Here is a 23,475-nt window from a genome sequence, read left to right as displayed (position 1 = left end):
ACCGAATGCCTAAGGTTTCCTGAGGAAGGCTCGTCCGCTCAGGGTTAGTCGGGACCTAAGCCGAGGCCGAAAGGCGTAGGCGATGGATAACAGGTTGATATTCCTGTACCACCTCTTTATCGTTTGAGCAATGGGGGGACGCAGGAGGATAGGGTAAGCGCGCTGTTGGATATGCGCGTCTAAGCAGTTAGGCTGAGAGGTAGGCAAATCCGCCTCTCGCGAAGGCTGAGCTGTGATAGCGAGGGAAATTTAGTACCGAAGTTCCTGATTCCACACTGCCAAGAAAAGCCTCTAGCGAGATAAAAGGTGCCCGTACCGCAAACCGACACAGGTAGGCGAGGAGAGAATCCTAAGGTGAGCGAGAGAACTCTCGTTAAGGAACTCGGCAAAATGACCCCGTAACTTCGGGAGAAGGGGTGCTTTTTGAGGTGAATAGCCTCGAAGAGCCGCAGTGAATAGGCCCAGGCGACTGTTTAGCAAAAACACAGGTCTCTGCGAAGCCGCAAGGCGAAGTATAGGGGCTGACGCCTGCCCGGTGCTGGAAGGTTAAGAGGAGGGGTTAGCGCAAGCGAAGCTCTGAATCGAAGCCCCAGTAAACGGCGGCCGTAACTATAACGGTCCTAAGGTAGCGAAATTCCTTGTCGGGTAAGTTCCGACCCGCACGAAAGGCGTAACGATCTGGGCACTGTCTCAACGAGAGACTCGGTGAAATTATAGTACCTGTGAAGATGCAGGTTACCCGCGACAGGACGGAAAGACCCCGTGGAGCTTTACTGTAGCCTGATATTGAATTTTGGTACAGCTTGTACAGGATAGGTAGGAGCCTGAGAAGCCGGAGCGCTAGCTTCGGTGGAGGCGTCGGTGGGATACTACCCTGGCTGTATTGAAATTCTAACCCGCACCCCTGATCGGGGTGGGAGACAGTGTCAGGTGGGCAGTTTGACTGGGGCGGTCGCCTCCTAAAAAGTAACGGAGGCGCCCAAAGGTTCCCTCAGAATGGTTGGAAATCATTCGCAGAGTGTAAAGGCACAAGGGAGCTTGACTGCGAGACCTACAAGTCGAGCAGGGACGAAAGTCGGGCTTAGTGATCCGGTGGTTCCGCATGGAAGGGCCATCGCTCAACGGATAAAAGCTACCCCGGGGATAACAGGCTTATCTCCCCCAAGAGTCCACATCGACGGGGAGGTTTGGCACCTCGATGTCGGCTCATCGCATCCTGGGGCTGTAGTCGGTCCCAAGGGTTGGGCTGTTCGCCCATTAAAGCGGTACGCGAGCTGGGTTCAGAACGTCGTGAGACAGTTCGGTCCCTATCCGTCGTGGGCGCAGGAAATTTGAGAGGAGCTGTCCTTAGTACGAGAGGACCGGGATGGACGCACCGCTGGTGTACCAGTTGTTCTGCCAAGAGCATCGCTGGGTAGCTATGTGCGGACGGGATAAGTGCTGAAAGCATCTAAGCATGAAGCCCCCCTCAAGATGAGATTTCCCATAGCGCAAGCTAGTAAGAACCCTGAAAGATGATCAGGTTGATAGGTCAGAGGTGGAAGCGTGGTAACATGTGGAGCTGACTGATACTAATCGTTCGAGGACTTATCCTAATTTTAAGGTGAATTCGAGTTTACCACTTCTTCTGCATTATCTAGTTTTGAGGGAATGAAACCTCAATTAAATAGTCTGGCAGCAATGGCGAGAAGGTCACACCCGTTCCCATACCGAACACGGAAGTTAAGCTTCTCAGCGCCGATGGTAGTTGGGACACGCGTCCCTGTGAGAGTAGGACGTTGCCAGGCACGAAAAGGACAATCTGAAAAAGGTTGTCTTTTTTGTTTTTCATGCTTTTTCCTCATATAAGTAAAAAAGGGCAATGAGTTATATTTCATTGTCCTTTACGCATCTTTACATAATGAAATTATCGCTTCAATCGTCGTAATACCTTGTATTCAAAATCATCACGATCGATATCCAATCCCATCACTTCGTTTCGGAAGGTCTTGAATCGCCCATCTTCTACTTCCAGAGTAAAATAGCCTCTTTCACTTAAAAGATTAATATCCCCAATGATATTTTTCCTACGGACAGGGTCAAATAAATTAACTAAGTTAGGATTACTTGGATGTGGCTTGAATTGACATCCTTGTTCCACACAAGTCCTCACGATGTTTTGGACCTTTGGATGGGCAATACTCTCAATTTTCTTGTTTGCTTCGATACTAAGCATTACATCACTCCTTTTTCCGTCTTAAAACGATATGCATATGCTATCACTAATATGCAATCCCTTCTTAGCAACCTACAAGTCCATTCATATATTAGAAGGAAATATGCATTTCCATGCTAAAATTGTTTTATGCTTGTAACTGTGGAGGTATGGATATGATACATATTGTGAATGGGGATATGGTGGGTAATAAGATTGGAAATCTTCCAGGTGATGTTCTGGTTTGGCGGGAAATGTATGATTTTGGTCCACTCTCCCATGAAATTTCCGGTGAAAATTGGATCAGCTGGCGTGCCCATTTTTTTGAAAAAAAGTTAGCGATTCCAGCAGATTTATTCATCCAGAATTGTAAAGATCAAAATCAATCACTTTCTGAGATTCCAAAGGAAACTGAAATTATTCTTTGGTTTGAGCACGATCGTTATGATCAAACGATGTTAATGTATTTACTCAACGAACTATCAAAAAAAGACATGAAGAACTTATCAATGGTGACCATTAATGAGTATGAAGGGGAAGAGCCATTTTATGGCCTTGGGCAATTAGCCTCACATCAATTGGAAGAACTTTTTCATAAAAAGAAACAACTTATTTCAGATGAGCAAATGAAAGAAGCAATTACGGGCTGGAAGGCATATACCTCAAAGAATCCCGTGGAGATTGAAACATGGATTGCTGCTTCAAAACAAAAATTACCTTTTTTAAAACAGGCATTACAATCTCATTTAAGCTTCTTTCCTTCAATACATACAGGTCTAAATGAGGTAGAAACCTTCGTGATTAAATATCTTGATAGAAATACTTGCTCCTTTACTGAATTGTTCCAATCCATTACTCAAAAAAGAAGTAACGATGGTATTAGTGATCTTTATTTTGCGGCTTTGCTAAACGAACTGATGAAAGGGCCCTACCCATTGTTGGAATGTGATAATCCACTTCCTGACTATCAAAACCCAGAACCGATAGCCAAACTTAGGTTAACTTCCAATGGTTTAGAGGTTTTATATGGACTAATAAGGCCCTTTGAATTTTATGAACGTGATTGGTGGCTTGGCGGGGTCTATCTAAAAGAGGATAAATGGTTTTGGAATGGAAAAAGGCTTATTAATAAAGATGAATATTAATTAATACGGGTCAGTCCTTCACAACATACAGTTGTAATGGACTGACTCTTTCTACGTCTTGGGACCGAGTTAAAAATCAAGCTAAGGCGCAATTATGATTACTAAGGAAAAAAGGTAAGATGATATCAAGATAAACAAAGGAGGAAAACGAAATGAAAAAATTTGGCTTACTTTTAGCAGGTGGGATTTCAGCAATCGTCCTGCTCTCAACAATTGGTCCGATGCTAGGTCTGATTGTAAGTGCAGTGCTGTTATATTTTATCTACAAAAAGTTCCTAAAAACAGAATCAACCGGTTGGAAAATTGGCTTAGCGATTATCGGGGGGATTGTCCTAATTGCTTCTCTCCACAATATTCCTGCCATCATTGGTGTTGCAGCTACCTATGTGCTGTACCTAGTCTACAAAAAATGGAATAGCAGCAAGGAGATTTTTGAAAAGGAAGAATCAGACCCATTCATTAATTTTGAAAAGCAATGGAATGAATTAAAAAAATAAAACCATTTGAAAAAAGGAGAGAATAAGATGACAAACTTATTTACAAGAATTAAAAACACGATTACAGCAGATTTACACGAGGTGATTGATCACAAGGAGAAGAAAAATCCAATCGCTCTTCTTAATCAATACCTTCGCCAATGTGAACAGGAAACCGAAAAGGTACGAAAACTGTTGGAACGACAGTATACCTTGAAGTCTGAATTTCAAAGAGAATACCAGCAAGCAGCCGAACTAGCTGAAAAAAGAACATACCAAGCCGAAGTTGCATCAAAAGCAGGGGAAACTGAGTTATATCAGTTCGCGGCTGCAGAGCAGCAGCAATATACCGAACGAGCGAATCGTCTACTTACATCCTTAGAACATGTTAATGGGCAGCTAAGTGATTTAGAAAAAAAATATGAGGAAATGAAGCATAAGGTAAAAGACATGCACCTTCGCCGTTTGGAATTAATGGGCCGTGAAAATGTGACCCGCGCGAATCTCCAAATCAACCAAGTGCTCGATTCCCATTCATACTCTGATAAATCTTACTCAAAGTTCAAGGAAATCGAAAACTATCTTGACCGCTTAGAGCAGCAAGTGAACAGCTCCTTTTACCGCAGTACAATTGATGTGCGCGTCGCACAATTAGAAAAAGAAATGAAAAAAGAAACAATTTCATAAGCTTTTAAATGAACAAAGAGCGGGGCATCATAGCCTCGCTCTTTGTTTTATTCTTTAATGAATTCTTTGGTACTTCTGGTGCTATCAATGGCGACCGGGGGTTATACTCACTGTATTCCAAAGCAAAATTGATTTTTTTGAAAATTTTGAGTTGTGCAACATATTTTCAGATGCTATACTAATCATATTAATTTTTATAATCATGATTATAAAATGGTTTTGATTATTTTTTTAACAACGATTAAAGTTTTTGGAAGGTACTTTAAAGTGATTCTTGTTATGTTAACCTCTTTACAGAGAAGAGGAAGAAAGGGATGTTAAAATGTCAACGGAAAGTAAAGAAAGAGAAATTATCACCAATTTTCCTTATGCGTATCAAGTGATTGAAAACACTTGGATTGTTTTAAAAGACGGTACGAGACTCTCCAGTCGGATCTGGCTGCCTGAAGTTCCGGAAGGTGAAAAAGTACCGGCCATTTTAGAGTACATTCCTTACCGAAAAACAGACGGTACAAGAACAAGAGATGAACCGATGCATGGTTATTTTGCGGGACATGGTTATGCAGCAGTCAGAGTGGATATGAGAGGTTCGGGGGAATCCGATGGTCTGCTAATGGATGAATACTTAGAACAAGAACAAGATGATGCCCTGGAAGTAATAGAATGGATTTCAAATCAACCTTGGTGTGATGGAAACATCGGGATGATGGGTAAATCTTGGGGAGGCTTTAATTCCCTTCAAGTCGCAGCCAGAAGACACAAAAATTTAAAAGCAATTATTACCCTTGGATTTACCGATGATCGATATAACAATGATATCCACTATAAAGGCGGCTGTCTGTTAAACGATAACTTCTGGTGGGGAAACATTATGCTGGCCTATCAGGTGCGTCCGCTTGATCCTCATATTGTTGGTGACAGCTGGCGGGAAAAATGGCTGGAACGACTAGAAAATATGCCGTTATGGATGGCGCAGTGGATGGAGCATCAAACGAGAGATGCCTATTGGAAGCATGGTTCAGTTTGTGAAAACTATGATGACATTGAAGTACCCGTTCTTGCCATCGATGGCTGGGAAGACTCTTATACCAATACTGTATTCAGTTTAATGAAAGGGCTATCGGTTCCTAGGAAAGGGATCATCGGTCCTTGGGCACATGTTTATCCACAGGATGGAGTTCCGGGACCTGCGATGGGCTTTTTACAAGAGGCTGTTAAATGGTGGGATCATTGGCTAAAAGGAATCGAAAACGATTGCATTGATGGACCAATGATCGATGTATGGCTTGAGGAAAGCATGCCTCCTTCTTCTATTAAACCGGTTAGTAAAGGAGAGTGGGTTGGACTAGATTCATGGCCATCCACTGAAGTTCTCACGAAAACTTATCAATTGACTCATGGAAAATTGCTGGAAGCAAGAAATGAAAAAGAAGAAAAAGTGTTATTAAAAACACCTTTAAATCACGGTCTTTTATCAGGTGAATGGATGGGTGCAGGAGTACTTGGGGAAAGTCCATCAGACCAGCGATTAGATGATGGAATGGCGATGGTATTTGAAAGTGATAATCTAGAAAACCCATTAGAAATAGTAGGCTACCCGAGATTTGAAGTACAATTATCGAGTGACAAACCCAAAGCAATGCTCTTTGCTCAAGTTTCAGATGTTGCACCGGACGGAGCCGTTACCCGGGTTTCCTATGGTGTAATGAATTTAACCCATTTAAATGGACATGATCGGGTAGACTTGCTGGCCGTTGATGAGAAAGTAAATGCCTATGTGAATCTCGACTGCTGCGGACATAAATTTAAAGCCGGGCACCGGGTGCGTTTATCGATTGCCACCACTTTTTGGCCAATGTTTTGGACCATGCCGGAGGATGCAACACTTACATTGAATCTGGAGACCGCTAAGTTTTCATTGCCAATCTTTAAAGGCAGCCAGACAGCGGGACCGAATATGAGTCCGGAGAGCGCGCCATTAACTCCGATCACCATACTTTCAGAGGGCAAAGTCGATCGTTCGATTTCATACGATCTTGTCACCGATACATGGACTTGCATAACGGATGGCGTCGGCGGGGTATTTGGCGAAGGGGTTTATCGCTTTGACGAAATTGATGTGACAGTTGAACACAATTTGAAGCGGGAGTTGACATTATCTAACGTTGATCCTCTTTCCGCAAAATATACTATTTATCAAAAAATGAGAATTGGCCGCGAGGGCTGGTGGATTGACGCTAACATAACCGTTACGCAAACTTCTGATGGTGAAAACTTTATCATCGTGGGCGAAATGGATGTAAAAGAAAACGACGAACCGGCATTTCAGAAGAAGTGGGACCAAAAAATTAAACGCGTGGGACTTTAAAAATCCCGCGATTGGGGGATAAGAGATGGAAGGAAGACTTAAGAAAAATATACCTACTTTAATCATTTTAATCATTGCAGGTGAAATGATTTATACATTGCCATATTTCCGGAATTATTATTATGATGTATTTCTAAAGGACTTTCACTTAACCAATACACAAATGGGTTCGCTCGGAAGTGTATTTGGAATTGCTTGTTTGATTTCCTATATTTTTGCAGGGTATGTGGCAGATCGCTGGAAAACGAAACACTTATTGACGCTCTCCTTAATCGTGACAGGGGCTCTAGGCTTTACTTTACTATTGTATCCCCCTTACTCTGTATTGCTCTTAATATATGGAGCTTGGGGAATAACATCCATCATGACCTTTTGGGTAGCGTTAATTAAAGCCGTCCGGTCATTAGCAAATGAAAATGAACAAGGAAAAGCATTCGGCTTTTTTGAAGGCGGACGCGGTGCTGCCAAAGTCGTCGAATCTGCTTTGGTATTAGGACTCTTCGCCTTTGTTTCAAAGCAACTGAGTGACAAGCTGGCATTGTCCACTGTGATTATCTTCTATTCCGTGTTTTGTATTCTTTTAGGGATGATCATTATGTTCATATATAAGGATCCTGAGCAAAACAACAGCAGTGTTCAAGCAAACGAAAAAGATCATACAAAATTTAATTGGGATGTACTTTGGAAGATTCTAAAAATGCCAACAACCTGGCTGGCAGCCGTTCTTATTTTGACGTCTTATGCAATGATCAATAGTTTCTATTATATTACCCCATATGCAACGGCAGCCTTTGGTGCATCCACCATCATTGCAGCTGCACTGGGTTACTTTTCACAATACTGCCGCCCAGTCGGAAGTTTCACCTCTGGCATTATCGGTGACCGAATTGGGATTTCGAATATGGTCATCATTGCCTATAGTTTATTGGCAGCCGGTTTAGCCGCTCTCATTCTTTTGCCTGGAAAGCCTTCTATGATCTTAATGCTGTTAGTCTTTATCGCCGTTGTTTATGTATCCATGTATGCACTACAGGCGACGCACTTCGCGATATTGGTGGAAGGAGACTATCCAGTTGAAACAACAGGAACTGTCGCGATGCCATTAATGATCATCGGGTACAGCGGGGAAATCTTTATGCCAATCATTGCCGGGGCTTGTTTGGACCACTGGGGTGGCACAACAGGATATAAGGTATTATTTGCCATTTTATTAGGCTTGACGATCGTTGGGTTGATTACCGCGGTCATCTGGCAAAGAGTAACGAAAGAAAAACGAAACGAGATTGCCCTTCAAAGGAAAGAAATGAAAGAAAAGAAAGCTGGTTAGAAGGAGCCCCTAAAATGAAAAGAAACTGGCGATAAACGTTTTGTTTTCCGCCAGTTTTTCATTTTGAGCCCGTTCAATTGCAGGTCTTTTTTGGGGCTTCCGAGACAATAGTTTGGTATAATTTTTCTATCATCTTTTTTAGATCTTACTTCGCCTAAGACCGAAATACTTATATTGATATAAAATATGTAAGGAGTAAGCAATGAAAAAAAAGGAAATACAATTGAGCCGCATGTGGAAATACTTTGTGGACGCTACAGCTGAAATTATCGAAGAAGAAGGTTTAGAGAATATAACAATCAGGAAAGTGGCCGATAAAGCAGGTTATAATAGTGCAACCATTTATAACTATTTTTCTGAGATCTCCCATCTGATCTTTTTCGCTTCCATGAAATTCTTAAAATCCTACACAGATGAGGTAGCTGTTTATATTGAGAAAGGAAAAGATCCCATTGAAAAGTACTTGTTGGCTTGGGAATGTTTTTGTATTCACTCTTTTAGACAGCCACAGATTTTTCATGCAGTATTTATTATGGATTTAGGGGATCAACCCGAGAAGCTCCTTGAGGAATATTATAAAATCTATCCTGCTGATTTGATTAACATTCCTGAGGAGTTAAAGATTATTCTTTTTGAACGGAATGTATCTAAACGGGGGCGATCCTTTTTAGAAATTGCTCTAAGGGAGGGATATATTAAAGAGGAAAACGTTGATGCGATTAATGAATTAACCATTTTAATATGGCAGGGGATGTTTACAAATATCCTCAATAATCGCAAAAGCTACGAGTTTCAGGAGGCAGTGAAGATTACTATGAAATATATTACGGAGATTGTTCACAACGCGAATCTATTTCATTTTAAAAAATGCTATGATATGAATCAGCAGTAACTTGCTCATCCTATACCAGTTAGTATTTTTCGTTGTTGTAGTAAATGAGGTCATTATTATAGTATATTTTGGTAATGTCATAACAAATAGTAATCGTATTTGTTATATATTTTGCTCTATATTTTTATAAAGTGATGGAATAGAAAACAGCCTTCTTCATTCAGAAAAAGGCTGTTTAAGGTGATTATTATTAAGTTTTAGTATAATTACTAACTCTTATTTATTACGGCCTCGCTCTTTGTGCTATTCTTTAATGAATTCTTTGGTACTTCTGGTGGTATCAATTGGACGAACCATACTTTCAATTTGTTCTCGTTTGGATTCTAAGAACGGCGGTAAAGATAATTTTTCGCCTAGTGTTTCGTAAGGCTCATCTCCCATAAATCCTGGACCGTCGGTTGCAAACTCAAATAGTATTTGTGGTGCCACTCTCGCATATAAAGAACCGAAGAAGAAACGATCGACGAACCCTGACGTTTGGAAGCCGAAGCTTTCCATATGTCCAATCCATTCTTCTAAAACAGACCGATCTTCGACACGGAAAGCCGCATGATGGACTGTCCCGAAGCCTTGGCGTGCTTGAGGGAGGATCGCATTATACTCGACAACCACTTGTGCACCATTTCCGCCTTCACCCACCTCAAATAAATGAAACGATCCTTCATTTGCTATTTCTTTAAAGAGAAGGACTTTTTCCATCATTTCTTTAAAGTAATCAAAATTTGCGACACGAACAAAAATCGGGCCTAATCCTGTAATCGCATAGTCTATAGGAATAGGGCCTTTTTGCCACGGGGTACCAGCTGCAACCCCTTTATTATTTTCATCTGAAATTAATTGATAATGCTGGTCATCAAAATCCACAAACGACAGGGTCTTTTTACCGAATTGTTCTTTAATCCCTGTATGTTTTATCTCTAAACGATCAAAACGTTTCACCCAATAGTCGATCGCCGCATCACTTGGGACGCGGAAGGACGTTTTTGAAATTTCGTTGGTCCCGTGAACGCCTTTCGGAATCCCAGGAAAATCGAAAAAGGTCATATCGGTCCCGGCGCTGCCAACATCATCAGCAAAGAATAAATGGTAAGTTTGAATATCATCTTGGTTAACAGTTTTCTTGACTAAGCGCATCCCTAAGACATTGGTGAAAAATTCATAGTTTTTTTCCGCACTGCTTGTAATCGCGGTTACGTGATGTATACCTTTTAATCCATTCATTGAAATTCCTCCCATTTCCCTCTGAAATTTACATTTATTGTATTAGTATCTTCTATAAATATAAGGAATATTATCTTGAATTAATTTATCTCTAATTCGAAATAAATATAACACGAAATAATTATGCTGTCAAAAGTTCGTTCTTAAAGTTTTCACAATTAAATTGTTACTAATGATGTTAATCACTAACAAGGATTTTCTGAAGTGGTAAGTTACTAATGAAAACAAATATCAAAAGTATTTTGCCGCAGTGAAGGAGAATCCTATTATGAGTGAAATCATTAATAATCGTGAACAACTGACTAAATCAAATACAGAACGCTTAAGTAAATTAAAACAACTGTTTGTCGATCTTCATCAAGGCCGAAACTTGGACGAGGTTAAAGCACACTTTGATGCCTTGATCGGAAAAATAACCATCGATGAAATTACCCAGCTCCAACATGATTTTGTCGAAGAGGGAAGTATTTCTGCCGAAGAATTTCAGCATACCTATCAACAGCATTCGGCTATTTTTCAAGGAGCGATTGAGGAAGATACACCACAAAACGGAAGCCCAGAAGATCAGCCTGGGCATCCCGTTCATACTTTTAAGCTCGAGAATCAAGAAATTGATAAACTGTTAACTATGAAGCTTCAAGTCCATTTTAGGGAATTTATGAAAGAAGATTCTACAGATAATATTTATCGTCTAATGGAAGATATCAATCTTTTGCTGGATATTGAAAAGCATTATAGCCGTAAAGAAAATTTGATTTTCCCTTATTTAGAAAAGTACGGGATTTTCGGCCCGACCACCAACATGTGGAGAATTGATGATTTCATTCGGGACGCGATTAAGGATTGCAGGCAGAAACTTGCCAATTATCATGGCGACCAGCAAGCAGTTATTGCCGTTTTAAATTATGTCATTCAGGAAGTAAAAGGAATGATTTATAAGGAAGAAAACATACTATTCCCGATGGCCTTAAATAATTTTACGGAAGATGAATGGGTCAAAATAGCCCATGAAAGTGATGAAATTGGTTTTTGCCTGATCGATTCTGCTGAGGTTTGGAAGCCGGAGAGAAAAGCCATAGAAAAAAAGGCCATTTCTGAAGGGTATATTAAGTTGGAAACAGGGATTCTTTCCTTAAAGCAGCTGGAGTTGTTATTAAACCATTTACCGGTTGATATCACGTTTATTGATCAGGATGATGTGGTCCGATATTTCTCACACGGGAAAGAAAGAATTTTCGCTCGGACGAAAGCCGTCATTGGCCGAACTGTCCAAAACTGTCATCCGCCAAGAAGTGTCCATGTTGTAGAGGAGCTGTTGGCAGACTTTAAGTCTCGCAAAAAGGACTGTGAAGATTTTTGGATTAAGTTCAAGGATAAATATGTTTATATTCGCTACTTTGCGGTCCGTGATGAGAACGGAAACTATATCGGTACACTGGAATTTACCCAAAATATCGATCCAATCAAAGCGATTGAAGGAGAGAAAAGAATCCTAAATTAAGTGCAAATATTAAAAGAACTGCCTTTCATTATCGAGATAATCGGCAAGAAATGGCAGTTTTTTTGTTATGGAAAAAATTCAGTTACTAAAATTTCGACAATACTAGCTAATATTAGAGGTTGCGTGCTTTTTGTGTCGATAAAAAAGCTGGTCACTTTCACAAAGCTGTAACAGGTTCAACGGAAAAATGGAAGAAAACGGAGATAATAAAAGTAGAGGAAGATGTTATAGACGTGCATTTAAGGAACAAAATTTTACGAGGAGGGTAACAATGAAAAAACAAAAATGGATTGCTTTGTTATTGGCTGGCGGGAAAGGTACAAGGTTAAACCTGCTGACAAAGTCACTTGTTAAACCAGCAGTCCCCTTTGGTGGGAAGTACCGCATCATTGATTTTGCCTTAAGTAACTGTATGAATTCTGGAATTGAGACTGTAGGTATTTTAACGCAATACAGACCCTATGTGCTGCATTCGCATCTTGGTCATTGCAGCTATTGGAACTTATATAATCGATATGGGGGTTTGACGATTTTGCCACCGTTTCAACGCAATAGCTCCGGAGTAGAATGGTATGAAGGGACTTCGCATGCTGTCTTTCAAAATATTGAGTTTATTGAGCAGCAAATGCCAGAGCATGTTCTCATTTTATCGGCAGACCAAATCTATAAAATGGATTATTCTATAATGCTTGAACAGCATATAGAAACGAACGCGGATTGTACTATTGCTGTCGTTGAAGTTCCGTGGGAAGACGCCGGCCGCTTTGGACTCATAAAAATGGAGAAAGAGAGTTATAAAATTATCGATTTTGAAGAAAAACCGGAACATCCGACGACGAATTTAGCATCAATGGGTATTTATCTTTTCAAATGGCCTGTTTTAAAAGAGTACTTGCTCCAGGAGGAGCAAAAAGAATTTACAAATCGAGACTTTGGCAAGGATATCATTCCTTCAATGCTGTGTGATGGACGAGGGCTCTATGCCTATTATTTCAACAACTATTGGAAAGATGTAGGGACGGTCCGGAGTTTTTGGGATGCTAATTTAGATCTTTTAAATAAGGAGACCAACATTTTTCTGCAAAATTCGGAGTGGAAAATCCATACTGTCGAAAATAATGCGGATCCCTTATATTTGGATAAATCCGCAAAGGCTCAGCAAAGTTTACTAAGTGAAGGCTGTGAAATATACGGCACAATCGAAAAGTCTGTTGTGTTTAGCGGGGTGAAGGTTGGAAAGGGGGCGCGAATCAAGAACACTGTCATCTTGCCAAATACCATCGTTGAAGAGAACTCTTGGATTGAAAATGCTGTCATCGGCAGCCAAACAGTGATTAAGAGTGGCGTCATCCTTGTTTCAAAGGATCCAGACGTACATTTAATAGTTGTTGGAAATAATGTTACCGTGGACCCAGCCCTTCACGATTTAACATCTAAAAACAATGTATTAACAATTTCATCCTAAAAATCGGAATTCTTCCCTTTTAAAATAATAAAAGATTCAGAATCATATATTTTTATTTTGTAAAATGGTAAACTAGTAAAATATATCTTGGACAAGGGGAAGATAACAATGGTTAAAGCGATTTTCTTTGATTTAGATGATACACTGCTTTGGGATCAAAAAAGTGTAAAGGAAGCTTTTGTTGCTACGTGTAAAGTGGCAGAGGAGCGGTATGGGGTTAATGCGGATCAACTAGAAGAGGCCGTTCGCGAAGCTGCGAGAAGCATTTATGCCGGATATGAATTTTACCCTTTCACGCAAATGATTGGCATAAATCCGTTTGAAGGACTATGGGGGAACTTTTTAGATGATCAAGATGATTTTAGAAAGATGAAGGAAATGGTGCCTGTCTACCGGAAAGATGCTTGGACAGCTGGGTTGAAAGCAATGGGAGTAGACGACGCTGATTTTGGCTTGGAGCTCGCGGAACGTTTTCCACAGGAACGCAGGAAATTACCATTTGTTTATGAAGAATCTTTTAAGATTCTCGATAGGTTAAAGGGAAATTATCAACTGCTATTGTTAACCAATGGTTCACCGGATCTTCAAAAAACAAAATTAGAGATCACACCGGAACTTGTTCCTTATTTTGATCACATTGTTATCTCAGGGGATTTTGGCAGAGGGAAACCGGACCCGACCATTTTTGAACACGCACTTGAGTTATTGTCGGTTGATAAGGATGATGTCATTATGGTGGGAGATAATCTCATGACCGATATTCTAGGGGCAAATCGTGCAGGAATCAAGACAGTCTGGATTAATCGACATGACAAAGCGAGAAATGAAGTTATTCCTACTTTTGAGATTAAACATTTGGAAGAACTCTTTCCTTTGTTAGAGGAATTGAAGTCGAAATAAAACACATATCCTAAAAAAGTTGCCGTATTTGTAGGAGGTTTTCCTATATTTATGGCAATTTTTTTGTTTAAGTCGATTTTGTCGAATTTAATTAATTAAAAAAGATGTAACTATGTTCTTCTTTTCGGCGACTATATGTCTAAGACCAACAAATTCTCTTTTGGAAAAGGGGAGGAAAAATGAGAAACATTAAATGGTTACCTATTCTATGTTCAACATTGGTGATTGGCCTTTTAACAGGGTGTGAAACAGAGTCTGCACAAAAGGGAAGCGCAGAAGGTACCAAAACTGAGGTTCCAGAACAGAATGAGATTGCTGCTAAATTTCACGCTACAATCGAAACGAAGACTGAGAACAATTCAACGATTATTAAGTACAATGTTAAAAATCTTTCAGACAAGTCCCAGATTCTAACGTTTCCTAACGGGATAGAGGCAGATTATATTGTTTATGATTTACAAGGGATGAAAGTCAAACAATATTCGGATGAGGTCATGGCAACGCAAGCGATTAAGATACTAGAGTTAGGAAGTAATCAAGAGATAGCTAAGGAATTTAGGATTTCAGATCTTCCTACTGGCCGCTATAAAATCGAGGTATTCTTAACAGCAAAAGAAGAGGAAGCCAAAGTTGTGACCGACTTAATTGTTAAAAATTCGTTTAGCAAAGGGAACGGTGTGCTCGTTGGTCAAATGGATCCCCATACAATTGAAATCGATATCGAAGGCAAAAAGGTAGCCTTTCAGTTAACGGAGGGGGCCATCAAGCAATTACCGCTATTGAAGGAAGGCAAACAAGTATCATTTTTATATACTGAAAATGAATCTGGACAAAAGTTGATTCAAAAGTTTATTATAGAAACTTCATAATTGTAAGAGGTATAAAAAAAGGCCTTTGCCCAAAGGATAAAGGTCTTTTTTATTATTAAAATTGCAAGTGTCAATTATATTGAAATAGTATTTATCTGTTGGTTGGAACAGATTGGTATCTTTTGAAGATTATGAAATAATAGTAAAAATGATATAAAAATATTATTTAATTCCTGTCGAAATTATCTAATTAATCTCAAAAATAGGTTGATATTAAGTTATAAGGATAGTAATATAATTCTCGGAATATATTAAAAAATAAATAAAGTAACATCTAGGTAGGAGTAGCTAATATGCAAAGTAAATTACCATTTTCAAGGTATTTCGTTATAGGAGTTATGTTATTTGCCCTATTTTTCGGAGCAGGAAATTTAATTTTTCCGGCTGCACTTGGTCAGAATGCCGGTTCCAACGTATGGTTGGCCATTACTGGTTTCTTAATTACTGGAATCGGGCTTCCTTTTCTAGGGATTCTCGCAATGGGTTTCTCAGGTAGTAAGAACTTAGAGGAACTGGCAAGCCGTGTCCATCCAGTTTATGGGGTTATTTTTACATCACTTCTTTATTTGACGATTGGACCATTTTTCGCGGCACCAAGGACGGGAGCTGTCGCCTATGATATCGGTATTGCCCCGTTTGTGAGCGAGAGTTATGGACATGTTGGCTTGTTCGTATTCACCTTACTCTTTTTTATTGTGACCTTGTGGTTTTCATTAAATCCAGCTAAGCTAGTGGATCGGGTCGGCAAAATTCTTTCTCCTGCGATCATTGTACTAATTTTTATCTTATTAGTTATGGTCATTGTCAAACCGCTTGGTTCAATCGAAGCGCCACAAGCTGCTTATGCTAATGGCGCATTTATGAAAGGGTTTATGGAAGGTTATAACACGATGGATGCTCTTGCATCACTTGTATTTGGGATTATTGTTATCAATTCAATTCGATCAATGGGTGTTACCACCACTCGAGGAATCCTACTAGCTTCAGCTAAATCTGGGTTGATTGCAACGATTTTTCTTGGAATCATTTATGTAGGTGTTGCCTATCTAGGGGCTACGAGCACAAGTGCATTCGGACTTTTTGATACGGGAGGTCCCGTCTTAGGGAAGGCATCTTCCTATTATTTTGGATCGTTCGGAACGGTGATGTTGTCAGTTATTATCCTGCTTGCTTGTCTGACTACCAGCATTGGCTTAATGACAGCGTGCGGTGAATATTTCCATGCGTTGCTTCCTAAGATCAGTTATAAAATGTGGGTGTTGTTTTTTTCACTCGTTTCATTTGTAATTGCAAACTTTGGTTTATCAAATATCATTAATTTTTCCATTCCAGTATTAATGTTGTTATATCCATTGGCGGTTGCTTTAATGCTGCTGACATTTTTGTCGAAGATGTTTAATCATTCACGGATTGTTTATGCAGCTGTCACCATAGTCACCTTTATGATCAGTATCATTGATGGTTTTAAAACTTTTTGCGATCTGCTTGGAATCGAATATTTCGGCTGGCTGGAGAAGATTGTTAACTTATATGAACGCGTATTGCCTTTTTATCACAATGGACTGGGTTGGCTGATGCCGGTTTTGGTTACGATTATCCTAACAGGAAGTATCGTCGGTCTGCAGAATTTTTCATCGTTACGTTTGAAGAACAAAACTGAAAGTGTATCATAATTTTAAAAGACAATATTTCTTTATAATAATTATTTGCATTTCTAGCAATTCCCTGTTATACTTAGGAAGAATTATTTTTGTTAGTTGTAGGATAATAAGTGCAAAACTTTCTGTCTTAAAGAACTGAGCAAGGATAGTAACACAATGTGTGCTAAGCACACGAGGAGGAAACAACAATGGAACAAGGTAAAGTAAAATGGTTTAATGCAGAAAAAGGTTTCGGATTCATCGAACGCGAAGCAGGAGACGATGTATTCGTACACTTCTCAGCTATCCAAAGCGAAGGTTTCAAAACTTTAGACGAAGGTCAAGCAGTTACATTTGAAGTAGAACAAGGTCAACGTGGACCCCAAGCTACTAACGTTCGTAAAGCATAATTGAACCTAAATAATAAAAGACTCTCTTATGAGGGTCTTTTTTGTGTTTAAATGAAATAATCAAATTTTCAGAGGTGGAAGTGTTGGAATTAAGGCAATTACAATTATTCATTGAAGTGGCTAAGCATAAAAGTATAACAAAAGCGGCCGAGAGCATGCATCTCTCACAACCAGCCCTGAGTAAGTCAATCCGAGCGTTAGAGGAAGAGTTAGGGATGACCTTGGTTATACGCACCAATAAGACAAGTGACCTGACTGATGCAGGGAAAATTGTCTTAGAATATGCGCAGAAAATGGCTGGAATCTTATCTGAAATGAAAACCACCTTAAATGACATCACGAACCTGTCTAGGGGTCAGATCGCCATTGGGCTTCCCCCTATTATAGGCAGTTTGTTTTTTCCTAGGGTAATCGCTAAGTTTCATCATGCTTTTCCCAATATAGAATTAAATATTACCGAGTATGGTGGCGCAAGAGTGGTAAAGAGTGTCGAGGAAGGGGAATTCGAGCTCGGTGTCGCGGTACTGCCAATTGATGAAAAGCAATTTGATGTTTATCCCATTGTTGAAGAAGAAATGAAATTGTTGGTCTTTAAAGATCATCGTCTAGCATCGCGTAAAGTTGTAGACATTAAGGAACTAAAAGAAGAGGAGTTTATCTTTTATCATGAGGAATTTGCATTAAATCAAATCATGAGAAATCAGTTTATTGAAGTGGGGTTTGAGCCGAAAATTTTGTTTCAGAGTTCGCAGTGGGACCTAATGACGGAAATGGTGGCTGCTAATCTAGGAATTACGATTCTGCCTCGATCAATCTGTAACCGTGCTTTTAACCCAGATTTAAGGATCATTGAGCTGAAGGAAGATATTCTCTGGCGACTGGCTGTCATCACGAAGAAAGACCGCTATATTTCTAATGCTGGTCGAACTTTTATTGATTTTATTTTAAAAGATCCATTATAACTTTCAGTTATGTAATTCATTCGATATATGTATTTTACGAATGACAAAAATCAGCGTACTATTACTCTATAATGAATTTCGGAATGAAAAGGAGTCTTTTAGCTCCTTTTTTGCATTATGGAGGGGATTATTTCTATGAAACTTGGGGTGATTATCATCCAGGTATTATTTCTACATGTATTCTTATTTTTAGGCGCGGCGCTGAAAGAAGTAATTCCACTTCCAATCCCTGCTTCGATGTTCGGATTGTGCCTTCTATTTCTCGCGCTTTACATCAAAATAATCAAATTGGAATGGGTGGAAAAAGGCGCAAATTGGCTGTTAGCGGAGCTGTTGCTTTTCTTTGTCCCATCAGCAGTCGGGATTGTAAATTATGATGAAATTCTAAGTGTCGAGGGTGCAGAAATCGTGGGCTTGATAGGGATTAGTACGATAATTGTTATGGGAATTACGGCACTGATTGCTGAAAGAATAACGGGCGGGAAAGGGAGTGAGCAACATTGATGATGTTTTTATTTACGACCATAACGTTTATTATCTACAAACTGTCGAAAAAGGTCCATACCAAATGGAACCTGTTCTTTTTCCATCCCTTATTGCTGGCACCTATTTTATTGATCATCTTGATTTCAGTTGCTCATGTCTCCGCCAATCAATACCTAGAGGATACAAAATGGTTATCACATTTACTCGGACCAGCAACCGTTGCGTTTGCCGTACCGATTTATAAACACTTAAAGATTATTAAAAAATATGTGGGTACGATTATTATCAGTATTACCTCCGGATCACTAGTGGCAATCTTTTCTACTTTTGGTTTGTCGAAATTGTTTCACTTAAAATATGACTTTATCACATCGATGCTGCCAAGGTCGATTACAACGCCGATTGCGATTGAGGTTTCAAAGGAGATTGGCGGTCTGCCTACCTTGACAACTGTTTTCGTCATTTTAACTGGAATTATTGGCAGCATTGTTGGTCCATCAGTGATTAAAGGACTATCCATTAAAACACCTATTGCTAAAGGTCTTGCATTAGGTATGGGCGCACATGGTGCAGGAACAAACAAAGCGTTTGAATACGGGAAACAAGAAGCAACTTTCTCATCCCTAGCCATGATCTTTGCAGCATTAATTACCTTAATTTGGGGGGCTCTCCTCATACCACCCCTAATGCACTTTAATGTCTAAAAACATAAAGGTGTCAGTCACCATGTGAAGAATTCACATGGTGACTGACACCTTTACTAATTATTTGGAACACGTGTTTGTTTTTGATAACCTGTTTTAAGCATGCCTGTTGGTTTTTCCCAAAAGTATGCAAGGTGAGCTGTATTTTGGTTAAATAGTTCAATGAGTTCATGGAAGTTCTTCATCTGATATACATTAAAGGCGATTTCGTTTCCTGTTTTTACCTGGAAATAACATGTGGTAGTATTATTTTCACCTGCCGATTCTTTCTCATAATACAGGGTGTCCGTTACATCCTCCCAAGTATACTCATTAACAAATGTACCTTTTCTTTGGCTCGCGATAGTGACAGTAAACCCTTTTTCATGACAAATAACCGTGGTGTCATAGCCAAAGAAATACATAATTAGAAAAATGAAGAGGGCAAGAATAACGATAATCGATCCAATCAATACGTTGATAAACATAAATCCAATTCCAATAAAACAAAAAATAAGTCCAAAAATACCAGAAGATCTGGATGATGTTTTATTTGCGAATTCTCTTTTCATAAAAAATCCCTCCTTTAGTAAGAAGGGTATGCTTTCCACTATGTTAAATGACTGAACAAGTCTAACAGACCGTAAGAAAATTAACCGACAAATTGTGCACAATCAAATGAAAAAGTAAAATCTTTCATTATAGTATTTTTTCTTCCGCATCCAATAACTGTAAAAGCTCACGGACAGCATAGGAAAATCCATCTTCATCATTAGTTTTTGTAATGATATCGGCTTTTTGTTGAACCTGGGAAGGGGCATTACCCATTGCAACAGACGTGGTCGCGACTTCAAACTGTGCGAGGTCATTACCGCCGTCACCGAAAGCAATAATTTCCTCAAAAGAAAGGTTCATCATTTGCTGGTAACGTAATAATGCTTTTCCCTTATGGGCTTCACTTGAGGTCATTTCCACATTATTTGGAAAAGAAGAGGCCATAGAAATATCGAATTTGCCGGCCAAAGCGACTTTAACTTCTTCGATTTTTTCTACTTGATCAGGATGGACCAATGCAATAAGTTTATAGATTTTAAGATTGTCTTTTTCAAGTATTTCATCATAATTAAATGTTTGAAAAAGACGATCCAGCTCCTCTTTACTTTTTCCATGTAATGGCGGCAATGTTGAGGGAAAACCTCCATAATTTGTATAAACAAGTATACCAACGTCTAGTCCTTTTAGTTTCTCCAAAATAGTTTTATAGGTTGAAATAGGTAGGGTAGCCTCATACATTAGTTCTCTACTTTCTGAATATAATACGGACCCATTGATACAAAAGATCGGAATCTCCATATTTTGAACAGCTTTTAATTTAATGACATCTGCATAAGCCCGGCCTGTATTCAAAATCAGGCAGTGACCTTGGGACTTTAATTCATTTAAAACTTTCTCATTTTCCACAGAAATTTCATGCTGAGAGTTTAATAATGTACCATCTAGATCAATTGAAATACATTTCATAATAGCAAAATTCCTTTCCATTCCATCATAATGACAACTATATCAGATTTTCACACAAAAATGGGATTCCAAATTTTATAGTTAATTGAGAAATAGTGGTGCCTGACACCAATATCACGAAAAAATGCTTGGATATTTAACATTTAAGTTGAAATAACATATTTTTCCTTCTATAATCAATACAATAACCTTATTGGTGTAGTGTTCTATCCCCATTCCTCACGTTACTTTTTCACACATTGTTTTTAAGAATAAGAGATCGGGAGTGAATAGTGATGATTTTGAGAATTAGTGAAATAACTGGATTTCTTCATGACTTTGAGAGATATGCTCACCTGGATGGTACGAAATATTATCTTACATTAAACACGGATAGTCCAAAAGGGACACTTACGATTATGAAGTATCCAGAAGGAAATTTTACCTACCACCGTAAAAATGAAAATTATTGGGACATTAAAGAAATTGATATTGACCTGGATATGTTATCTGATATTATATGGGGTTTTAGAAAGACCATTAACGAAATGTTCCTAGAGGGCACGATGGCACATTAGTGGTTTCTACAATAACCCACGGAGCCTTTGAGCATACAAAGGCTTGTTTTTTTGTAATGATCCATCATTTGAAAAGTATGTTTTCGAGAAATTATGGATACTATATTGTCGAGGTGATGGAATGGCAACGGCAAAGTTAGGCGATACAATTTCCTTTCAACGGGATGGAAAGAACCTTGAAGGTGTCGTTTCTGGGATAAGGGAAAATTCTGTTATGGTCCAATATGGTTTCTCAAAGGAGAAAGATGAGCCACTAACAACCATAGTCAACCATAAAAATTACAAAATTAAGAAGTAAAAACATCGAGTGCGGGATGAACATCTCCACTCGATTTTTTTGTTCAAGAATTCAGGAAAATAATATTCAGAAAAATCAATTTATCAATTGACAAATGGTTATTTTAGGGACGAGAATAGACTTGTGATGTAAACATCAAAGGGATCAATACGCGAAAAAATTACCCATCACTCTCATTAATAATAGAGGAGTTGGTTAAATGTTTTCCCCATTAACCCCGTTAGACTGGAAACGAAGGGCGGTCAAGTATTATCCGAATAAAACAGCCATTATCGATGGAGACAAAGAATTTACATACCAGGAATTCGGAAAGCGCGTCGATCAGCTGTCCGCCGCATTGCATCAAGCAGGAATCAATCAAGGTGATCATGTCGCAGTGATGTCGCCCAACACTCATTACATGCTGGAGTGCTTTTATGGCATTTGCCAGCTTGGTGCGGTCATGGTACCGCTGAATTACCGGCTATCAGCGAATGATTTGGAGTATATCATTCGCCACAGTGATGCCAAAATGTTAATAATCGATGAAGAATTTTGCGAACCCATTGAAAAAATAGTCCATCATCTTTCCCTTGAGCAAATCATTATTGTTTCGGTACCAGGGCAGGAAACATCCTTAAAAGGTATCGATTATGAGGCTTTTCTGAACCATACTTTGGAAACGTTTACACTTCCGGAAGTAGATATCGATGAAAATCAACTGCTAACATTGAACTACACCAGTGGCACGACTTCTAAACCAAAGGGAGTCATGCTTACCCATCGTGGGAATTATCTGAATTCAGCTAATTTCATGTATCATTTAGGCGTCAACTATGATGATGTATATCTTCATACATTACCAATGTTTCATGCCAATGGCTGGGGAGGTGTCTGGGCAATTACCGCGACAGGCGGGACCCATGTTTGTTTAAGAAAGGTGGACCCGTCACTTATTCTTGAATTATTTGATAAAAAGAATATCAGCCTCTTATGCGGGGCGCCGACGGTCGTAAATATGCTAGTTAATGAGCCAAAGGCTAAAGAAATTAACATTACTACTAACCCTCGGATGGCGACAGCTGGGGCGCCACCAGTCACGCTTTGATTCATAAAGCACAAGAAATCCTTGGCTTAAATATGATCCATGTCTATGGACTAACGGAAACCTCTCCATTCATTCTTTATTGTGAGTGGAAGAAGGAATTCGATACAATGCCGGCGGATGTACAAGCGTCCATCAAGGCGAGACAAGGGATTGAACTTGCTTTCAATGGTGAAACCAAGGTTGTTCACCAAGACGGAGAAGAAGTAGCCTGGAACGGTGAAGAATTAGGAGAAATTATTACACGCGGCAACGTCGTCATGGCAGGTTATTACAAGGATCCAATGACAACTGCGGCAGCGATCAAGGATGGGTGGTTCCATACAGGAGATTTAGCCGTTACACATCCAGATGGATTTATTGAAATACGTGACCGTGCCAAAGATTTGATTATTTCAGGTGGAGAAAATATTTCCTCAACAGAAGTGGAGGGGATTCTTTATAAGCACCCAGCAGTCTTAGAGACGGCGGTTATAGCGATTCCTGATGAGAAATGGGGCGAGGTTCCCAAGGCGATAATCGTCTTACAGCCGGAGGCAAAGGTAACCGAAGACGAGATCATTCAGTTCTGCCGTTCGCACCTAGCTCACTTTAAAGCACCGAAGTCGGTAGACTTCGTCGAGGCATTACCAAAAACAGCAACCGGTAAACTACAAAAATTTCGGTTAAGAGAAATGTTCTGGGCAGGTCCAAAGCGAGTCAATTAACATACTTAAATATGGAGTTCTTTCCTCATAGTGGGGAAAGGGCTCTTTTTGTGGCTGGTCGCAAATGGATAGAGGATAAAAC

The 23,475-nt window shown here is 39.5% G+C and carries 21 protein-coding genes, 2 rRNA genes and 1 pseudogene (1 of these 24 running past the window's edge); 20 read left to right on the top strand and 4 right to left on the bottom strand.

All coding sequences use genetic code 11. The features are described 5' to 3' along the window. Nucleotides 1-1,595, top strand: a 23S ribosomal RNA gene (locus QNH17_RS18915); it begins 1,340 nt to the left of the window's first position. Between the two features lie 75 nt (nt 1,596-1,670). Further along, nucleotides 1,671-1,787: ribosomal RNA gene (rrf, locus tag QNH17_RS18910) — 5S ribosomal RNA — on the top strand. Between the two features lie 119 nt (nt 1,788-1,906). On the opposite strand, the gene QNH17_RS18905 is transcribed toward rrf, so the two are convergent. Then, the gene (locus tag QNH17_RS18905; RefSeq protein ID WP_283874346.1) at nt 1,907-2,215 is read right to left on the bottom strand and encodes a hypothetical protein; all 309 of its coding nucleotides are present in this window, start codon (nt 2,213-2,215) and stop codon (nt 1,907-1,909) included. Nucleotides 2,216-2,370: 155 nt separating this feature from the next. Between QNH17_RS18905 and QNH17_RS18900 the strand changes: the two genes are divergently transcribed. The 6 genes from QNH17_RS18900 (at nt 2,371) to QNH17_RS18875 (ending at nt 9,089) form a co-directional block, all read left to right on the top strand. Further along, nucleotides 2,371-3,339, top strand: coding sequence for a DUF1835 domain-containing protein (locus QNH17_RS18900; protein ID WP_283874345.1), 969 nt, complete (start codon nt 2,371-2,373; stop codon nt 3,337-3,339). 152 nt (nt 3,340-3,491) lie between these two features. Continuing rightward, the gene (locus QNH17_RS18895) at nt 3,492-3,836 is read left to right on the top strand and encodes a lmo0954 family membrane protein (RefSeq protein WP_283874344.1); all 345 of its coding nucleotides are present in this window, start codon (nt 3,492-3,494) and stop codon (nt 3,834-3,836) included. Nucleotides 3,837-3,863: 27 nt separating this feature from the next. Then, on the top strand, nt 3,864-4,502 hold the full coding sequence (locus tag QNH17_RS18890; protein ID WP_283874343.1) for a PspA/IM30 family protein: 639 nt from the start codon (nt 3,864-3,866) through the stop codon (nt 4,500-4,502). A 322-nt stretch (nt 4,503-4,824) separates the two neighbouring features. After that, entirely contained in the window at nt 4,825-6,870 is a 2,046-nt protein-coding gene (locus tag QNH17_RS18885) for a CocE/NonD family hydrolase (RefSeq protein WP_283874341.1), read from the top strand. Nucleotides 6,871-6,895: 25 nt separating this feature from the next. Continuing rightward, on the top strand, nt 6,896-8,197 hold the full coding sequence (locus tag QNH17_RS18880) for an MFS transporter (RefSeq protein ID WP_283874340.1): 1,302 nt from the start codon (nt 6,896-6,898) through the stop codon (nt 8,195-8,197). A 202-nt stretch (nt 8,198-8,399) separates the two neighbouring features. Further along, nucleotides 8,400-9,089, top strand: coding sequence for a TetR family transcriptional regulator (locus QNH17_RS18875; protein ID WP_283874338.1), 690 nt, complete (start codon nt 8,400-8,402; stop codon nt 9,087-9,089). A 243-nt stretch (nt 9,090-9,332) separates the two neighbouring features. On the opposite strand, the gene QNH17_RS18870 is transcribed toward QNH17_RS18875, so the two are convergent. Continuing rightward, the gene (locus QNH17_RS18870; protein WP_283874337.1) at nt 9,333-10,310 is read right to left on the bottom strand and encodes a ring-cleaving dioxygenase; all 978 of its coding nucleotides are present in this window, start codon (nt 10,308-10,310) and stop codon (nt 9,333-9,335) included. Between the two features lie 268 nt (nt 10,311-10,578). On the opposite strand from QNH17_RS18870, the gene QNH17_RS18865 reads away from it, so the two are divergent. The 9 genes from QNH17_RS18865 to QNH17_RS18825 all read left to right on the top strand — a co-directional run bounded on the left by QNH17_RS18865 (nt 10,579) and on the right by QNH17_RS18825 (nt 19,247). Next, a complete protein-coding gene (locus QNH17_RS18865) occupies nt 10,579-11,811 on the top strand; it encodes a DUF438 domain-containing protein (RefSeq protein ID WP_283874335.1) in 1,233 nt (410 codons plus the stop codon). A 271-nt stretch (nt 11,812-12,082) separates the two neighbouring features. After that, nucleotides 12,083-13,276 carry a glucose-1-phosphate adenylyltransferase gene (locus tag QNH17_RS18860; protein WP_283874333.1) on the top strand — a complete coding sequence of 398 codons (1,194 nt, stop codon included), beginning with the start codon at nt 12,083-12,085 and terminating at the stop codon, nt 13,274-13,276. Nucleotides 13,277-13,384: 108 nt separating this feature from the next. Then, nucleotides 13,385-14,176 (top strand): HAD family hydrolase, encoded by a 792-nt coding sequence (locus tag QNH17_RS18855; protein WP_283874331.1) that lies wholly within the window; start codon nt 13,385-13,387, stop codon nt 14,174-14,176. Nucleotides 14,177-14,355: 179 nt separating this feature from the next. After that, entirely contained in the window at nt 14,356-15,045 is a 690-nt protein-coding gene (locus tag QNH17_RS18850; RefSeq protein WP_283874329.1) for a BsuPI-related putative proteinase inhibitor, read from the top strand. A 293-nt stretch (nt 15,046-15,338) separates the two neighbouring features. Beyond that, on the top strand, nt 15,339-16,718 hold the full coding sequence (gene brnQ, locus QNH17_RS18845; protein WP_283874326.1) for a branched-chain amino acid transport system II carrier protein: 1,380 nt from the start codon (nt 15,339-15,341) through the stop codon (nt 16,716-16,718). A gap of 176 nt (nt 16,719-16,894) precedes the next feature. Beyond that, nucleotides 16,895-17,095 (top strand): cold-shock protein, encoded by a 201-nt coding sequence (locus tag QNH17_RS18840; protein ID WP_026568674.1) that lies wholly within the window; start codon nt 16,895-16,897, stop codon nt 17,093-17,095. A gap of 83 nt (nt 17,096-17,178) precedes the next feature. Next, nucleotides 17,179-18,057, top strand: a complete 879-nt coding sequence (locus QNH17_RS18835; RefSeq protein WP_481858534.1) for a LysR family transcriptional regulator — start codon at nt 17,179-17,181, stop codon at nt 18,055-18,057. Nucleotides 18,058-18,192: 135 nt separating this feature from the next. Further along, nucleotides 18,193-18,561 carry a CidA/LrgA family protein gene (locus QNH17_RS18830; RefSeq protein WP_283874324.1) on the top strand — a complete coding sequence of 123 codons (369 nt, stop codon included), beginning with the start codon at nt 18,193-18,195 and terminating at the stop codon, nt 18,559-18,561. Continuing rightward, nucleotides 18,561-19,247, top strand: coding sequence for an LrgB family protein (locus QNH17_RS18825; protein ID WP_283879542.1), 687 nt, complete (start codon nt 18,561-18,563; stop codon nt 19,245-19,247). The genes QNH17_RS18830 and QNH17_RS18825 overlap by 1 nt, the downstream gene beginning before the upstream one ends. Before the next feature lie 56 nt (nt 19,248-19,303). On the opposite strand, the gene QNH17_RS18820 is transcribed toward QNH17_RS18825, so the two are convergent. After that, nucleotides 19,304-19,798 (bottom strand): hypothetical protein, encoded by a 495-nt coding sequence (locus tag QNH17_RS18820; RefSeq protein WP_283874322.1) that lies wholly within the window; start codon nt 19,796-19,798, stop codon nt 19,304-19,306. A gap of 127 nt (nt 19,799-19,925) precedes the next feature. Continuing rightward, complete coding sequence (locus QNH17_RS18815; RefSeq protein WP_283874320.1) at nt 19,926-20,747, bottom strand: HAD family hydrolase; 822 nt, start codon at nt 20,745-20,747, stop codon at nt 19,926-19,928. A 275-nt stretch (nt 20,748-21,022) separates the two neighbouring features. On the opposite strand from QNH17_RS18815, the gene QNH17_RS18810 reads away from it, so the two are divergent. From QNH17_RS18810 to QNH17_RS18800, 3 genes and pseudogenes are all read left to right on the top strand, one after another. Then, the gene (locus QNH17_RS18810) at nt 21,023-21,304 is read left to right on the top strand and encodes a hypothetical protein (RefSeq protein WP_283874318.1); all 282 of its coding nucleotides are present in this window, start codon (nt 21,023-21,025) and stop codon (nt 21,302-21,304) included. A gap of 121 nt (nt 21,305-21,425) precedes the next feature. Next, nucleotides 21,426-21,602 (top strand): DUF2187 family protein, encoded by a 177-nt coding sequence (locus QNH17_RS18805; RefSeq protein WP_251463215.1) that lies wholly within the window; start codon nt 21,426-21,428, stop codon nt 21,600-21,602. Nucleotides 21,603-21,801: 199 nt separating this feature from the next. Next, a pseudogene (locus QNH17_RS18800) lies at nt 21,802-23,393 on the top strand (long-chain-fatty-acid--CoA ligase). Nucleotides 23,394-23,475 lie beyond the last annotated feature (82 nt).

This window comes from Neobacillus sp. SuZ13, assembly GCF_030123365.1.
Lineage (GTDB): Bacteria > Bacillota > Bacilli > Bacillales > Cytobacillaceae > Neobacillus.
This window is presented reverse-complemented; position numbering and strand designations above follow the sequence as displayed.